Here is a 15,961-nt window from a genome sequence, read left to right as displayed (position 1 = left end):
TTCTTTGCGGGAATCCGAAATTCCCGTCAGCGCCGTCAGTGCAGCGACTGTCGAAACGGCCTTGCGAACGTCACCCGGGCGTTACCGAAGCAAGCTCACCAAGACCCTGGAAACGGGTGAGCGAGCCGGGGGAAACGTGTCCGATATCGCTCTTGAAGCGCACCATCTCTACAAGGTCTTCGGTCGCAGTCCGCAGCAGGCTGTCAAGCGGCTGAAGGCCGGTGAATCCCGAACCGATGTGCTCGACGCCGGTACCGCTGCCGTCATCGACGCGAGCTTCACCGTCAACCGCGGTGAGATCTTCGTGATCATGGGGCTGTCCGGATCGGGGAAGTCCACCATCATCCGCATGCTCAACGGGCTGCACGACATCACCGACGGCGAGGTGATCATCGGCGGCGACGACATCGCCAAGGCTCCGCCTGCCGCGCTGCGCGGGATCCGCCGCGACCGCGTCTCGATGGTGTTCCAACACTTCGCGCTGCTGCCACACCGCACGGTGGCCGCGAACGTGGCCTACCCGCTGGAGCTGAAGGGCATCGGCAAGACCGAGCGCCTGGCCAAGGCCGAGGAGATCCTCTCGCTCGTCGGGCTGAAGGGCTGGGGCGACAAGCTGCCCAGTGAGCTCTCCGGTGGAATGCAACAGCGCGTCGGCATCGCCCGCGCGCTCGCCGCCGACACCGAGATCCTGCTCATGGACGAGGCGTTCAGCGCCCTCGACCCGCTGATCCGCCGTGAGATGCAGGAGCAGCTGGTCGAGCTGCAGGCCAAGCTGCAGAAGACCATCGTGTTCATCACGCACGACCTCAACGAGGCGATGTTCCTCGGCGACCGCATCGCGGTGATGCGCGACGGCCGCATCGTGCAGATCGGCACGCCCGAGGACATCCTCACCGACCCCGCCAACGACTACGTCGAGCAGTTCGTGCAGGACGTCGACCGCGCCCGCGTGCTGACGGCGTCGAACGTCATGGAGCACGCGCGTCCGGTGGTCGCCGACACGGCGGGCCCGCGCACGGCGCTGCGTCAGATGCGCGACATGTACATGTCGGCGACCTATGTCGTCGGCCGCGACCGCAATCTGATCGGGATCGTCACGGATCGGGATGCCGTCAAGCTCGTGCGCAAGGGCGAGTCGTCGCTGGCATCCGTGATCAAACCGGTGCCGCAGAGCGTCGACGAGAACGAGGTGCTGATGAACCTGTTCATCCCCTCCGTCGAGTCGCCGCTGCCGCTCGCGGTGACGGATGCCGAGGGGCGCCTGGTCGGCGTGATCCCGCGTGTCACCCTGCTCACCGCACTCGGCCCCGGGCCGGGTGCGACCGGTGAGCTCACCCTTCCGCTGGACCCGATGCCGCAGGCGGTCATCGATGAGGTCCTGGCCGAGGCGCAGGGCGCCGTGGACGCCGCGTCGTCCGCCGCAGTCGGTTCGCCCAACGATGATGCAGGGGAGGTCAGCTGATGGATGGATTCCGCATTCCGCTCGGAGACTGGGTCGAGACGGGGCTGAACTGGCTGCTCGACAATCTGGAATGGCTGTTCACGTTCGCCTCCACCGTGATCGGCGCGCTCGTGGACGGGCTGTCCGCGGCGCTGATCGAGACACCGTTCCCGGCCACGATCCTGGTCTTCGCCCTGATCGCGTGGCTGCTGCGCTCCTGGAAGCTGGCGCTGGGCACGGCGATCTCGTTCCTGTTCATCGTGGCGCTGGATCTGTGGGTCCCGGCCATGCAGACGATGGCGCTCGTGATCGTCGCCGCCGTGCTCGCGGTGCTGATCGCCGTGCCGTTGGGCATCTGGTCGGCGCGCAACGACAAGGTGCGGGCGACTCTCAAGCCGGTGCTCGACTTCATGCAGACCATGCCCGCGTTCGTCTACCTGATCCCCGCGATCATGTTCTTCGGCATCGGCGTGGTACCCGGCGTGTTCGCGACCGTGATCTTCGCGCTGCCTCCCGGTGTGCGCCTGACCGAACTCGGCATCCGTGGCGTCGACAGCGAGACCGTCGAAGCAGGACACGCTTTCGGAGCCACCCCGGGTCAGATCCTGCGCGGTGTGCAGCTGCCGCTGGCACTGCCGACGATCATGGCCGGCATCAACCAGTTGATCATGCTGGCCCTGTCGATGGCCGTCATCGCCGGTATGGCCGGCGCCGACGGGCTCGGAAAGCTCGTGGTGCAGGGCATCTCGTCGATGGACATCCCGATGGGCGTCGAGGCCGGACTCGGCATCGTGCTGATCGCCGTCTTCCTCGACCGCTGCACCGCAGCCCTCGCGGAGCCCTCGCCGTCGTCGCTGCTAGGCCTCGTCGAGCGGCGCCGGCAGGAGAACCGCCGACGGGAGGCGGCCGAGGCGGCTGCCGCCGCGAACGCAGAGGCGACCGAGGTCGTCACCGCCGGACCGCGCCGCGCCCCGATCGCCTGATCCCACAGCTTCACCTCGCACCGAAACCCATACAGCACGCACGAGATATGCATGACGAAAGGAATCACATGAAGAAGCGGCACCTCACAGGCATCCTCGCTCTGACCGCAGCAGCGTCCTTGTCCTCGCCGGCTGCGCCAGCGGCGACAACAACACCCCGGGCGACGAGCCCGCCGACGGCGGCGACGCCAAGGGCACCATCACGCTCGGCTTCCTGCCCGGCTGGACCGACGGTCTGAGCACCGCGTACCTGCTGCAGGACCAGCTCGAGAAGATGGGTTACACCGTCGAGATGAACACGCTCACCGAGGCGGGCCCGCTGTACACTGGCCTGTCCAAGGGCGACGTCGACATCTACCCCTCGGCATGGCCCGAGCTGACGCACAAGTCCTACATGGACAAGTTCGGCGACAAGATCGAGGACCTCGGCAAGTACTACGACAACGCCAAGCTGACGATCGCGGTTCCCGAGTACACCGAGATCGACTCGATCGCCGACCTCAAGGGCAACGCCGACATGTTCGGCGGCAAGATCATCGGCATCGAGCCCGGTGCGGGTCTGACCAAGCAGACCCAGGAGCACATGCTGCCGGAGTACGACCTGGAGGGCGAGTACGAGCTCGTCACCTCGTCGACCGCCGCGATGCTCACCGAGCTCGAGAAGGCGACGAAGAAGCACGAGGACATCGTCGTCACGCTGTGGCGTCCGTTCTGGGCGAACGACGCCTACCCGGTGAAGGACCTCGAGGACCCGAAGGGCGCCATGGGCGAGCCCGAGGGCCTGCACTTCCTGGCCACGAAGGGCTTCAGCGACAAGAACTCCGAGGCCGCCGACTGGATCGCGAAGATCAAGCTGGACGACGAGCAGTACGGTGCGCTCGAGGGCCTGGTCACCTCGGACGAGTACAAGGACAAGTCGGCGGAGGCCGTCGACAAGTGGATCGAGGAGTACGCGGACCAGATCGACTGGCTGCAGAAGTAACTCTCTTCCTCCGTCGAGACCCCTCCTGATCGTCGAGACCTCTCCTGAAACACGTGTTTCAGGAGAGGTTTCGACGGCGGTGAGGGGTCTCGACGGTTGTGGGTGTCAACCTGCTCCCCGTTCCACATCGAGGGCGTGCGGGCCTAGCCTGTGGACATGGACGGATTCGCCGCCGTCGACTTCGGCTTCGCCCGCGAGGCTCTGCAACGAGGCATCGCGGGGCTCTTCGCCGTCGCATTCCTCTCGTCGCTGAATCAGTTCCGTCCCCTGCTGGGCGAGCGCGGGCTGATGCCCGCACCAGACCTGCTGGCGTGGGCCGGCTCGTCCAAGAGCAGAAGACGGATGCTGCATCCGACGCTGTTCACCCGCATCCGGTACTCGGACCGCAGGCTGGCCGGGCTGTGCTGGACGGGCATGCTCATCGCCATCGGACTAATGGTCGGCCTCCCGCAGCTCGGACCGCCGTGGGTGCCGATGATCTGCTTCCTGCTGCTGTGGGGCGGCTACATGTCGATCACCAGCATCGGGCAGACGTTCTACTCCTTCGGCTGGGAGATGCTGCTGCTGGAGGCCGGGTTTCTCGCCGCCTTCCTGGGCTCGGGCGACCAGCCGCCGCCGACCGTGGTGATCGTGCTGTTCTGGTGGCTGCTGTTCCGGCTGGAGTTCGGCGCGGGCATGATCAAGATCCGGGGCGGACGCGAATGGCGCGACCTGACCGCGCTGACCTACCACCACGAGACCCAGCCGATGCCCGGACCGCTCAGCCGGCAGGCGCACCTGCTGCCGCGCTGGTTCCACCGGGGAGAGGTGCTCGGCAACCACTTCGCGCAGCTGGTCGTGCCGTTCTTCCTGTTCGCGCCGCTCCTCTCGATCTGGGTCGCCGGCGACTGGCCGATCGTCATCGGCGCCGTGGCGGCCGGCATCGTGGTGCTCACGCAGTTGTGGCTGATCGTCACGGGCAACTTCGCCTGGCTGAACTGGGCGACGGTCGTGATCGCGTTCTCGGCACTGGGACTGCCGGGATCGGGCGGCTCGCACGCTGACGATGCGACCGGCGGCATCCCGCTGTACTGGATCGTGATCACCTGCGCCGTCGGCCTCCTGCTGCTCGTGCTCAGCTGGCCGGCGCTGCGCAACCTGTTCGCGCGGCGTCAGCTGATGAACGCGAGCTTCAACCGCTGGCAGCTCGGCAACGCCTACGGCGCGTTCGGCACGGTCACGAAGGAGCGCATCGAGCTGATCGTCGAGGGAACGGAGGATGCCGACCCCGATGCGGCCGTGTGGTCGGAGTACGAGTTCACGGGCAAGCCGGGCGACGTGCATCGCATCCCGCGACAGTTCGCCCCGTACCATCTGCGGCTGGACTGGCTGATGTGGTTCCTGCCGCTCGGCCATTCGCTGCAGGACTGGTTCGCGTCGTTCCTGGTGCGGCTGCTGGAGGCCGATGCTCCCACGCTGCGGCTGCTGCGCCACGACCCGTTCGAGGGGCGGCGGCCCCGCTGGGTGCGCGTGATCTCCTATCGGTACCGGTTCGCGAGCCGCGCCGAGCACCGTGTCGATGGTGCGGTGTGGGTGCGCGATCGACGCCGCGTCGTGGTGCGCCCGCTGGGCGGGTGAGGAGCGCGGGTCGATCGTCCCTGCCCCTGCTGGTCGTCCTGGCCCCCTCTGAACGACGTGAATGGGCAGGGGCGGTGGCGATGAACGGGGGCAGCGACGGCGACGCGGGTCGTCAGAGCAGGATCGGATGCCCGGATGCGAGCGACGCGTAGGCGGCATCCACCAGCGCCACGGCGGCCACGCCGTCGGCGGGAGTGACGCGGGCGTCGCGGCCGGTGCGGATCGCGTCGAGGAAGTCCGCGAGCTGCGCCCGGTACGGATCGACGTCGGATGCCGGAGGCAGATACCCATCACGGGCACCGGCAAGGGCATCGGTGTCCACGGAGAGCTCGCCATCGGTTCCGACCAGGGACGCCTGCGAGCGGAACGGAGTGTCCGGCCCGAACCAGTCGCCGCGCACATGACTGATCGCCCCGTTCGCATGGGTGAGGGTGACGTGCGCGGAGACCGGAGGCTGCACGACGCCGTCGAGCACAGCAGGATCCTGCGTGGCCGAGACCTCGATCACGGGTCCTGCCAGCCAGAGCGCCTGGTCGAGGTCGTGGATCATCAGGTCGCGGATCAGACCGCCGCCGGCCTCCTGCGAGTAGAACCAGGCCGAGGCGGGAGCGGCGACCGTGCGCCGGAAGGTCAGCTCCGTCGGCGTGCCCACCGAGTGACGCTGCTCATGCAGGCGGTGATACTCCTCGAAGTAGCGCACCACGTGGGCGGGGAACAGCCTCATGCCGGCGGCTTCCGCGGCATCCGTCATCGCCTGCGCGTCGGCGGCGGTCACCGCCAGCGGCTTCTCGCACACCACGTGCCTGCCGCGGGCGAAGGCCGCACGTGCGATGTCGAGGTGGGTGGGCGTGGGGCTGACGATGTCGACGATCCCGGACGCGTCGATCAGCTCTTCGAGGGTGTCGACGCCGCGGATGCCGTAGCGTTCGGCCAGGGCATCCGCCCCGGTGCGGCGCAGGATGCCGACCTCGGCGCCCAGTGCCAGCCAGCCCTCGATGTGCGGTGGGGCGATGCCGCCCGCGCCGACGATGCCGATCCGCGGTGTGTCATCCATACGCCGAGCCTACGTCGCAACCAGCTCCCCCGGAATCCGCGTCGCGAGACCCCGGGCTGTCGTCGAGGGAGGTGTCAGGCGAGCGGTTCGTCGCGCTTCAGCGGGAGTCGCTCCGGCTCGGGAGTGGGCGGAGTACTCGGGTTCTGCGCGCGGGGGAGCTCGCCGGCCACCTTCTTCTCGAGCACGTCGACGGCGTCGTCGGAGAGCACGATGAGTCCTTCGAGCTCGTCGCGCACGCGCTTGTAGGCGACCTGGCGTTCGGCCTGGGTGGCCGACTCGTCGAGCGCGACCTTCAGCATGTGCTGCGCGCGATCGAGGCGCTTGCGCTCGTCCGCGCTGAACGACGAGTCGCGCAGCCGGCGGGCATCGCGCTCGGCGACTTCAAACGCCACGGCGTAGTTGCCGACGGCATCCAGATACTCCGTCACCCGCTGCTCGGTGACCTTCGCGTCCGCGGATGCCGGGCGCAGGGCATCCGCGGTCTTCTTGGCGCGCAGGAACGCCGCAGTCAGCGGCTGGCGGCCGTCGCTCATCGCTGGGAAGGCGATGAGCTTGGCGACGTCGAGCTCATAGTCCAGCCAGCGCGCGGTGATCTCGTCGTGCTCGGCGAACAGGCGCTCGAGCAGTTCGTTCGGAGGGACGGATGCCGGCTGCGCGGCCGGCCGGGCGCCGACGCGCTTTCCGCCGGACGCAACAGGGATGCCCCGGGCCTGCAGCTCCGCGGTCTTGAGCTCGCTCTTCAGGCGCAGTGTCTCCAGGCGGCGCTCGTGACGCTCGCGGGACGCGATCTGCCAGCGACGGCCGATTCCCCCGGCGACACCCATGATGGGGAAGATCAGCCACCAGAGGTGGCCGACGTTTCCCCAGAAGCCGCTCCAGAACGTGGGATCCATGATGCCCCAGCCTAATCTCGCGCGCGGGGATCCGCTGTGACGGATGTCATGAGCGCACGACCTCATCCTTTCGATGGAGACGGAGTTCACCCTTGACCGCGATGCTCGCAAAGCCGCGCGCTGGTGAGCTTGATGTCATGGCAGAACTCCGCACCGGGCGACCCCGGCACCCGCTCTCCGACCGCCTCACCTCGCGCCGCGGCGCGTGGATCTGGATGGGCGCCGCACTGCTGGTGATGTTCGTCCTGTTCGGGGCGTTCGGCTCGGCGAAGGCACCTGCGGGCAATGCGCAGGCGCCGACGGCATCCGAGTCCGCCCGCGTGGCTGCGCTGCTCGACACGTTCCCGAACGCCGATCGCCAGTCGGTGCTCGTCGTCGCCTCCCGCGACGACGGAGCGAAGCTGACGGATGCCGAGATCGGCGAGCTCAAAGCTCTGCTGCCCGTGCTGGACGAGCACGCCGATGCCGACTCGACCGGGCCGCTGCTCAGCGACGACGGGAAGGCGGCCGTGCTCGTGACGCCGATCAAGGTGGGCGAGACGAACACCGACACCGCCGCGGTGATCACGCAGGTGCGCGCCGATCTGGCCCACCACGCGCCCGAGGGGATCTCCCTGCAGGTGACGGGCGGGCCGGCGTTCGGCGCCGATGTCGCCGCGTCGTTCGAGGGCGCGGACTTCACGCTGCTGCTGGTGACGATCCTGATCGTCGCGATCCTGCTCATCGTCACCTACCGTTCTCCGGTGCTGTGGCTGATCCCGCTGGTGGTCGTCGCACTCGCCGACGGTCTGGCGGGACGTCTCACCGCCGCGGCTGGGTCGCTGTGGAACCTGCAGTTCGACTCGGGCATCATCAGCGTGCTGGTGTTCGGCGCCGGCACGAACTACGCGCTGCTGCTGATCTCGCGCTACCGCGAAGAGCTGCGCCGAACCGAGGATCATCGGCAGGCACTGAGCACGGCGTGGCGTCACACCGCGCCCGCGATCCTCGCCTCGAACATCACCGTCGTGCTCGCCCTGCTCACCCTGGTGCTGGCCGTGATTCCCGGCACGCACGGGCTCGGCATCTCCTCGGCCATCGGCCTGCTGATCGCGCTCGCCGCCGTGCTGTTCCTGCTGCCGCCGCTGCTGGCCGTCTGCGGACGCAGGGTGTTCTGGCCGTTCGTGCCGCACCCCGATCAGACGTACCGTCTCGAACAGACGCACCGTCTCGACCAGACGCACCGCCCCGGCGAGAGCACCGGCCCCGCCGAGAGCCCGCGGTTTGGCCGTGCCTGGCGCCGGATCGCCTCCGGCGTGGTGCGCCGCCCGGTCGTGAGCCTGCTCGCGGGGGTCGCACTGCTGGCTGTCATGGCCGCAGGACTGCTGGGTACCTCGGTCGGACTCGACCAGATCGAGAAGTTCCGCGTGCAGTCCGAGTCGGCCGCCGGTCTGGAGGTGCTCTCCGGCCATTTCCCTCCCGGTGAGGCGCAGCCGATCTTCGTGGTCGCCGACAGTGCCCGGGCCGATGACGTGGTCGCCGCCGTGCAGGACGTCGACGGGGTGGTCCGGGCGCACCCGGCGGGCACGACCGAAGACGGGGCACTGACCAGGATCATGGTGACCAGCGACTACGCGCCGAGCACCGAGCAGAGCCTGAACCAGATCGCCGAGCTCCGTGACGCCGCGCACGCGGTGCCGGATGCGGATGCCGTGGTCGGTGGTGCTGTCGCAACCGACCTCGACGCGCGGGCGGGGAACCAGCAGGATCTGCTGCTGATCGCGCCGCTCGTGCTTGGGGTGAGCTTCCTGGTGCTGCTGGTGCTGCTGCGCTCGGTTATGGCGCCGGTGCTGCTGCTCGTGGTCAATCTCGCCAGCGCTGTCGCTGCGATCGGCGCGGGGGCGTGGCTGAGCCGGGTGCTGTTCGGTCAGCATGCGCTGGATCTGCAGGTTCCGCTGCTGGCGTTCCTGTTCCTGGTCGCCCTCGGCATCGACTACACGATCTTCCTGGTGCACCGGGCGCGCGCCGAGGCAGCCGTGCACGGCACTCGCGCCGGGATGGTCGAGGCGGTCGCGCACACCGGAGGAGTGATCACCAGCGCCGGCATCGTGCTCGCCGCCGTGTTCGCCGCCCTCGGCGTGCTGCCGCTGGTCACGCTCGGCCAGCTCGGCCTGATCGTCGGCGTCGGGGTGGTCGTGGACACCCTGGTGGTGCGCACCGTGATCGTGCCCGCCATCTTCGCGCTGGTGGGCGACCGCATCTGGTGGCCCGGCACACCGAACAGGCCGAAGACGGGCATCCTGCGGAAGCGCACCCCCGAGGCCGACGCTGTCACGACGCGCACCCCGGCAACCGGCGCACAGCAGAGGTCACAGGGACAATTGACCCCATGAACGTCGTGAACGCTCCACTGACGCGCACCGATCGACCCGGGTCGGCCGCGAACGGAGCAACCGTGCGGGCGATGGAGATCGGCCAGCACGTGATCGCCGCCGTCCTCACCGCGATCGGGGTGGTCCGCGCCGTGGGCGACGGCACCCCGATCGCCGCAGCGGTGGTCGCCGGTCTGGCGATCCTGGCCTGGCACACCGCCGGCACGCTGCTGCCGTCTCGCACCGGTTCACGTCGCGTCGTCGTGTGGTGGCTGCTGGGGTTCGCCGTGATCTGGGGTGCCGCGGTCGCAGTGTCGTCGGAGTTCGTCTGGATCGCCTTCCTGCTGTGGCTGCTCGCGGGGCACCTGCTGCCGGTCCCGTGGGGGCTGCTGTTCTCGGGTCTGGTGCTGGCCGTGGTGGTGGTCGCGCCGATCCTGCATCACGGCAGCACCAGCTACGCGAACGTGTTCGGACCGCTGATCGGCGGGATCTTCGCGTTCGGCATCTCCCGTGGCTACCTGCAGCTGCTGCGGGATGCCGCCGAGCGCGAGCGTCTCGTGGACTCTCTCACCTCGGCGCAGCAGGAGATGGCCGAGCTGCAGGACGAACTCGCTCTGGCGCAGCGGGAGTCCGGCGCGATCGCCGAGCGCACCCGCATCTCCCGCGACATCCACGACACCGTCGCGCAGGGGCTGTCCTCCATCCGGCTGCTCGCGCATGCCGGCGCGGGGCGCAGCACGGATCCTGAGGCCGCCCGCGCCCTGTCGCAGGTGGAGGTGCTCGCCGGCGACAGCCTGGCCGACGTGCGACGCATCGTCGCAGCACTGGCCCCGTCTGAGCTGGAGGAGGACGTGCTGGCCGCGGCACTGCGACGGATGCTGGACCGCGCTCGCGACGAGGCCGGGCTGCAGGTCGAGCTGCACGTGGACGACACGTTGCCGCTGCTGCCGACCGAGGTCGAGGTGGCGCTGCTGCGCACCGCGCAGTCGGCGCTGGCCAATGTGCGGCTGCACGCCGACGCCGGTCGGGTCGTGATGAGTCTGATCGACGATGACAGCACGGATGCCGAGGGCAGAACCGTGCGGCTGGACATCATCGACGATGGAGCCGGCTTCGACGTTCCCGCCTGGGAGCACGCCGCCGAGACTGGATCGTCGAGCTACGGACTGCGCTTCATGCGCTCCCGGCTGCGCGAGCTCGGCGGCGGACTCGACATCGAGAGTGCGCCCGGCGAGGGCACCGCGATCTCGGTGCACCTTCCGCTGCACCTTCGACCCGGAACCGCGACCGAGGAGACACCATGACCGTCACCGTGCTGCTCGTCGACGATCACCCGGTCGTCCGCAGCGGCCTGCGCGCCGTGCTCGACACCGAAGGCATACAGGTTGTGGGCGAGGCCGCCACCGGCGAGGAGGCGGTCGTGCTGGCCGGTCATCTGCATCCGGATGTCGTGCTATGCGACCTGCGACTCGGCGACGGCATCGACGGCATCCGCACCACCGCCCAGCTGCGGGCGCTGAATCCGGCGCCCGCCGTGCTGATCCTGACCACCTTCGATCGGGATGCCGAGATCGTCGGCGCGATCGAGGCAGGCGCTGCCGGCTACCTGCTCAAAGACGTCGCGCCCGAGATGATCATCGACGGCATCCGTCGGGCGGCCGCCGGCGACCTGGTGCTCGCGCCGGGGCTGGCCACCCGCCTGCTTGAAGGGCTGCGCAGCCCGCTGCCGAAGCTCACCGAGCGCGAGACCGATGTGCTGCGGCTCGCCGCGACGGGGGCTGCGAACCGCGAGATCGCGCGCACGCTGTTCGTGACCGAGGCGACCGTCAAGAGCCACCTCGCCCACATCTTCACCAAGCTCGACGTCGACAGCCGTTCGCGCGCGATCCATGTCGCCCGCGAAGCCGGGCTCATCTGACCATTCTCGAGGAGACTTCATGAACGAGCCGTCGTCCGCACCGGACCGCGCCCCGACGCGGCGGGACTGGCTGGGACTGGCCGTCCTGTCGATCGGGCTCGGGCTGATCGTGCTCGACGGCACCATCGTGAGCGTCGCGCTGCCCGCGATCATCGGCGACCTGAAGCTGGATCTCACCGATGCGCAGTGGGTGAACAGCCTGTACGCGGTGCTGCTGGCGGCGCTGCTGCTCTCGACCGGGAGTCTGGCCGACCGGTGGGGGCGCAAGCGCCTCTTCCTGGCGGGGCTGCTCGTGTTCATGGGCGGCAGCCTGTTCGCGGCGGTGTCGACCACGGCGGGGATGCTGATCGGCGCCCGCGCGGTGCAGGCGGTGGGCGCGGCGTTCATCATGCCGTCCACGCTCTCCACGGTCAACGCGATCTTCCGGGGCAGGCATCGCGCGGCGGCGTTCGGCGTCTGGGGAGCCGTGATCTCGGGCGCGGCCGCCATTGGCCCACTAGCGGGAGGCGCGCTCACGCAGTGGGCGTCGTGGCACTGGATCTTCCTGGTGAACCTCCCGCTCGGACTCCTGGTGCTCGTCGCCGGCATCCTGACGGTGCGCGAGACCCGCGGCGAGAAGAAGCGCCCCGGCGTGGACGTCGACGGTGCGCTGCTGAGTGCGATCGGATTCGGCGCCCTGGTGTTCGCCGTGATCGAAGGGCCGGATCTGGGCTGGTGGATGCCGAAGAGCGAGCTCACCGTCTTCGGCTGGACCTGGGGGACGGATGCCGCGATCTCGGTCGTGCCGGTGATGTTCGCCGTCGCCGCCGTCGCGCTGGCGCTGTTCGTGATCTGGGAGCGCCACCGCGAGAAGGTGCAGCGCGCGGCGCTGCTCGATCTGGACCTGTTCTCGTTCTCCACCTTCTCGTGGGGCAACCTCACCGCGGGCATGGTCGCGGTCGGAGAGTTCGCGCTGCTGTTCGTGCTGCCGCTGTACCTGATCAACGCCCTGGGGCTGGACGTCATGGGAGCCGGACTCGTGCTCGCGGCGATGGCGTTCGGCGCCTTCGCCTCCGGCGCCGCGGCACGGCATCTGGCCGCGCGGCTCGGCGCGCCGGGGGTGGTGCTGCTGGGCCTGGGCATGGAGGTGCTCGCGGCCATCGCGCTTGCCGTCATCGTGCGGGGGAGCACCCCGGGCTGGGTCATCGCGATCCCGCTGGTGTTCTACGGGCTCGGCCTGGGCCTGGCATCCGCACAGCTCACCGGCACGGTGCTGCGCGACGTGCCGGTCGCCATCTCGGGTCAGGGGTCGGCGACGCAGAGCACGGTGCGCCAGGTCGGCTCCGCGCTCGGCACGGCGTTCGCGGGCGCTGCACTGTCGGTCGCGCTCGCCGCGACGCTGCCCGCCGCTCTCGACGCCGCGGGGATCTCGGGGAGGACCGCCGATCAGCTCGCCGACGCGACGCGGCAGACCGCCGGCACGACCATCGCACAGTTGCGCGCCCAGGGCGATGCCAGTGCGCTCGGTTCGCAGACGGATGCCGCCGTGAACGCCCTCACCGCCGGCTTCGCCGACGCCACGCGCTGGTCGCTGCTGGTCGCGATCGCCTTCCTGGTGCTCGGCCTGATCGGCGCGTTCTGGCTGCGACGCAGCTCGCGCGAGGGCTGATCCCCGCCCTGCGCTGGTGATCCCCGCCCTGCGAGCCCCAAAATCCTCGCTCATGTGGCGCAGATGGCCGCAACCGGCTGGGGTGATGCGGCAAAGTGCGCCACGTGAGCGGTGGGCTGGACGGAGTCAGCGCGGGCCCGGCTACGCCTTCTCCGCGCAGGGCACGCACAGCTCGGCGAACGGGCGCACCTCGAGCCGGCCAGCGGGGATCGGTTTGCCGCAGCGCGCGCAGATCCCGTAGGTGCCGGCATCCACTCGTGCCAGCGCGTCGTCGAATCTCTGCAGCTCATCGGTTGCGGCATCCGACAGCGCCGACAGACGTGACCATTCCGATGACAGCGTCACTCCGTCGGGATCGTGCTCGTCGTCGTCGGTGGAGCTCTGCCGGTCGTGGACGAGCGCGGCCAGGGCGGATGCCGCCGACTCCGCGCGACGGGCAGCATCCGCCCTCAACGTCTCAAGCCGTTCCCGTGCGTCGTCCATGCCGCCACCCTAGCGCCGGGCTTGACGGACGTGGGCCGTTCCGCCGGGGGCGACGGCCCGGTTACGCTGAGGAGATGATCGACGCCGATTTTCCGCTCGACCTGTTCATGATCGGAGTCATCTTCGGGGTGGCAGCGTTCGTCTGGGCGGGATGGGCGCAGGAGCGCCCGCCGAAAGGCGTGGTCTGGCGGATCGTGCTGGCGGTCATCTCACTCGGCGGCGCAGCCTTGGCCGGTATCAGTGTCCCCGCCGCAGTGCAGAGCTGGCCGGGGCCCACCGCGATGGTCGTGGGAAGTCCCGCGTTCATCGTCTATGTGGTCGTGTTCTGGCTCGAGGTGATCGCGATCATCCTGCTGGCGATCTGGGCCACGCGTCGAAAGCGAAAGGATCTCATCGCCCCGATCGTGCTGGCAGTGGTCGGCATCCACTTCATCCCGCTGGCCTGGGTGTTCGGACAGCCCATCCTCGTCGTGACCGGCGTGGTCGTCACCGTCATCGCAGTTGTGGTGGCGCGGGCTTCCGAGCGGGCAGCGGCCCGCAGCTTCTGGTGCGGACTTCTGGGGGCAGCATTCTGCTGGTTGTCGGCGCCGTGTGCGCGGCGGTCGGGTTCGGGGCGCTGGCCGGGGCGTGAGGGCTCGGCCGGCCCGCGACGGAGCTCCGCTGCCGCGCGACGGTCTCAGCGTCCGAGTCCGCGGGTCGCGCGCTCCTCGAGCCGGGGCAGCACACGGTCCTGATCGGCGGGCGGCTGCAGGCCCAGGGCGCGCGCCAGCTCCCGCGCGAGCACGGCATGACCTGCCGCGCCGGGGTGGAACGGATCGTTCAGCAGGTCGGTCGCGACGCCGCCCTCTCCCAGCTCGGTGAACCGGGCGAACTGGTCGACGAGGATGGTCTGCTCGCGAGTGGCGACGTCGCGGATCGCCTGCGCGAAGTCGGCGATGCGGGCACGTTCGGGGGCGTCGGTCACGTCGATCGTGGGCTGCGTCTGCAGCACCGGGATTGCGCCGGTCTCGCGCACGCGTGCGACGAACTCGGTGACGGATGCCGCGAACTCGGCCGGCTCGATCACCGGGAACTTGCCGCCCGTCGAGCAGTCGTTGGTGCCGATCATGACGGTCACGACATCCGGCCGCCACGCGGCCACCCGCCGGTCGAAGTCGTCGAGCAGCTGCACCACGCGCCACCCGCTGATCGCCGTGTTGATGAGTGCATCCTGCACCCGTCCCAGGTCGCCGCGGATCAGCTCGTGCAGGTGGTCGACGTAGTTGCGCTCGCCCTGCGTGTGTACCAGTCCGTGCGTGATCGAGTCGCCGGTGAGCACCCAGGTGAGCGGGGCATCCGAGTCGAGCAGCGTGTGCAGGCGGGTCGCGTCGGCAGTCATGGGTTCCATCATGCCGGGTCGCGGAACCGAAACACCCACGGTGCCTCCTTGCCTCGCTCCGACGGCGGGAGGACGATGGGAAAGTTGGACTGATGCGAGGAGACGCGATGCAACTGGGAATGATCGGACTCGGGCGGATGGGCGCGAACATCGTGCGCCGGCTGATGCGCGACGGGCACGAATGCGTCGCCTACGACGTGAATCCGGATGCTGTCGCCGCGCTCGCCGAGGAGGGGGCGACCGGAGCATCCGACCTGAAGGACTTCGCTGCGAAGCTGCAGACTCCGCGCGTGGTGTGGATGATGGTTCCCGCCTCGCTCACCGGCACCGTTGCCGAGCAGATCGCCGAGGTGCTCGAGCCCGGCGACATCCTCATCGACGGCGGCAACTCGAACTACCGTGACGACGTGCGCCGCGCCAAGGCGCTGCGCAAGAAGGGCATCGAGTACGTCGATGCCGGCACCAGCGGTGGCGTGTTCGGCCTGGAGCGCGGCTACTGCCTGATGGTGGGCGGATCGGATGCTGCAGTCCGCCACATTGAGCCGCTGCTGAAGACCATCGCGCCGGGCGCCGGTGAGATCGAGCGCACGCCCGGCCGCACCGGTGACCTCGCCCCCGAGGAGCAGGGCTACCTGCACTGCGGCCCGTCGGGCTCGGGACACTTCGTGAAGATGGTGCACAACGGCATCGAGTACGGCATCATGGCCGCGCTCGCCGAGGGGCTGAACGTGCTGAACAACGCCGACGCGGGTGTGCGCGAGGCCGAGCATTCCGCCGAGATCGCCCCGCTCGAGGAGCCGGAGTACTATCAGTTCGACATCGACACCGCCGCAGTGTCTGAACTGTGGCGCCGCGGGTCGGTGATCTCTTCGTGGCTTCTCGACCTGACCGCCACCGCGCTCAACGAGAACCCCACGCTCGACGGGCTCGCCGGTCGCGTCTCGGACTCGGGCGAGGGCCGCTGGACCGTGAAGGCGGCGGTGGATGTCGGCGTGCCGGTGCCGGTGCTCGCGGCGTCGCTGTTCGAGCGCTTCGCCTCACGCGACGAGGATCAGTTCGCCAACCAGGTGCTCTCGGCGATGCGCCTGCAGTTCGGCGGCCACAAGGAGCTGCCTGCGGGTGACTCGCTGGAGGCCGGCGCCCGCAAGTCCGACACGGCCTGAGTGCCGTTCCCCTGCTCGGGTGTCACAACACGCCGTATCGACCGCAGCGA

At 69.3% G+C, this 15,961-nt stretch carries 14 protein-coding genes; 10 read left to right on the top strand and 4 right to left on the bottom strand.

Annotated features, from left to right (window positions below):
* Positions 1-136: 136 nt before the first annotated feature.
* The 4 genes from QUE33_RS11670 (at position 137) to QUE33_RS11655 (ending at position 5,023) form a co-directional block, all read left to right on the top strand.
* Positions 137-1,462, top strand: a complete 1,326-nt coding sequence (locus tag QUE33_RS11670; RefSeq protein WP_286300225.1) for a quaternary amine ABC transporter ATP-binding protein — start codon at positions 137-139, stop codon at positions 1,460-1,462.
* Positions 1,462-2,424 (top strand): ABC transporter permease, encoded by a 963-nt coding sequence (locus QUE33_RS11665; RefSeq protein ID WP_286300223.1) that lies wholly within the window; start codon positions 1,462-1,464, stop codon positions 2,422-2,424. Before QUE33_RS11670 ends, QUE33_RS11665 begins: the two co-directional genes overlap by 1 nt.
* Before the next feature lie 199 nt (positions 2,425-2,623).
* Entirely contained in the window at positions 2,624-3,406 is a 783-nt protein-coding gene (locus QUE33_RS11660) for a glycine betaine ABC transporter substrate-binding protein (RefSeq protein WP_434019629.1), read from the top strand.
* A 156-nt stretch (positions 3,407-3,562) separates the two neighbouring features.
* Positions 3,563-5,023 (top strand): lipase maturation factor family protein, encoded by a 1,461-nt coding sequence (locus tag QUE33_RS11655; RefSeq protein ID WP_286300221.1) that lies wholly within the window; start codon positions 3,563-3,565, stop codon positions 5,021-5,023.
* A 112-nt stretch (positions 5,024-5,135) separates the two neighbouring features.
* On the opposite strand, the gene QUE33_RS11650 is transcribed toward QUE33_RS11655, so the two are convergent.
* The gene (locus QUE33_RS11650; RefSeq protein WP_286300219.1) at positions 5,136-6,077 is read right to left on the bottom strand and encodes a Gfo/Idh/MocA family protein; all 942 of its coding nucleotides are present in this window, start codon (positions 6,075-6,077) and stop codon (positions 5,136-5,138) included.
* Positions 6,078-6,151: 74 nt separating this feature from the next.
* On the bottom strand, positions 6,152-6,970 hold the full coding sequence (locus tag QUE33_RS11645) for a hypothetical protein (RefSeq protein ID WP_286300218.1): 819 nt from the start codon (positions 6,968-6,970) through the stop codon (positions 6,152-6,154).
* Between the two features lie 137 nt (positions 6,971-7,107).
* Between QUE33_RS11645 and QUE33_RS11640 the strand changes: the two genes are divergently transcribed.
* Genes QUE33_RS11640 through QUE33_RS11625 form a run of 4 tightly spaced genes read left to right on the top strand, consistent with a single transcriptional unit; the run spans position 7,108 to position 12,887 of the window.
* Complete coding sequence (locus QUE33_RS11640; protein ID WP_286300217.1) at positions 7,108-9,342, top strand: MMPL family transporter; 2,235 nt, start codon at positions 7,108-7,110, stop codon at positions 9,340-9,342.
* Complete coding sequence (locus QUE33_RS11635; RefSeq protein WP_286300216.1) at positions 9,339-10,625, top strand: histidine kinase; 1,287 nt, start codon at positions 9,339-9,341, stop codon at positions 10,623-10,625. Before QUE33_RS11640 ends, QUE33_RS11635 begins: the two co-directional genes overlap by 4 nt.
* Positions 10,622-11,239, top strand: coding sequence for a response regulator (locus QUE33_RS11630; RefSeq protein ID WP_286300215.1), 618 nt, complete (start codon positions 10,622-10,624; stop codon positions 11,237-11,239). The genes QUE33_RS11635 and QUE33_RS11630 overlap by 4 nt, the downstream gene beginning before the upstream one ends.
* Before the next feature lie 19 nt (positions 11,240-11,258).
* The gene (locus tag QUE33_RS11625) at positions 11,259-12,887 is read left to right on the top strand and encodes an MFS transporter (RefSeq protein ID WP_286300214.1); all 1,629 of its coding nucleotides are present in this window, start codon (positions 11,259-11,261) and stop codon (positions 12,885-12,887) included.
* Between the two features lie 141 nt (positions 12,888-13,028).
* Here QUE33_RS11625 and QUE33_RS11620 read toward each other — a convergent pair whose 3' ends face one another.
* On the bottom strand, positions 13,029-13,370 hold the full coding sequence (locus QUE33_RS11620; protein ID WP_286300213.1) for a TraR/DksA family transcriptional regulator: 342 nt from the start codon (positions 13,368-13,370) through the stop codon (positions 13,029-13,031).
* A gap of 74 nt (positions 13,371-13,444) precedes the next feature.
* Between QUE33_RS11620 and QUE33_RS11615 the strand changes: the two genes are divergently transcribed.
* The gene (locus QUE33_RS11615) at positions 13,445-14,104 is read left to right on the top strand and encodes a hypothetical protein (RefSeq protein ID WP_286300212.1); all 660 of its coding nucleotides are present in this window, start codon (positions 13,445-13,447) and stop codon (positions 14,102-14,104) included.
* Here QUE33_RS11615 and QUE33_RS11610 read toward each other — a convergent pair.
* Positions 14,047-14,748 (bottom strand): SGNH/GDSL hydrolase family protein, encoded by a 702-nt coding sequence (locus QUE33_RS11610; RefSeq protein ID WP_286300211.1) that lies wholly within the window; start codon positions 14,746-14,748, stop codon positions 14,047-14,049. The genes QUE33_RS11615 and QUE33_RS11610 overlap by 58 nt on opposite strands.
* 107 nt (positions 14,749-14,855) lie before the next feature.
* On the opposite strand from QUE33_RS11610, the gene gnd reads away from it, so the two are divergent.
* Positions 14,856-15,911, top strand: coding sequence for a phosphogluconate dehydrogenase (NAD(+)-dependent, decarboxylating) (gnd, locus tag QUE33_RS11605; RefSeq protein ID WP_286300210.1), 1,056 nt, complete (start codon positions 14,856-14,858; stop codon positions 15,909-15,911).
* Positions 15,912-15,961 lie beyond the last annotated feature (50 nt).

It is taken from the genome of Microbacterium suwonense (assembly GCF_030296555.1).
GTDB lineage: Bacteria > Actinomycetota > Actinomycetes > Actinomycetales > Microbacteriaceae > Microbacterium > Microbacterium suwonense.
The sequence above is the reverse complement of the archived record's forward strand: the minus strand, read 5'-3'. Positions and strand labels throughout refer to the sequence as shown.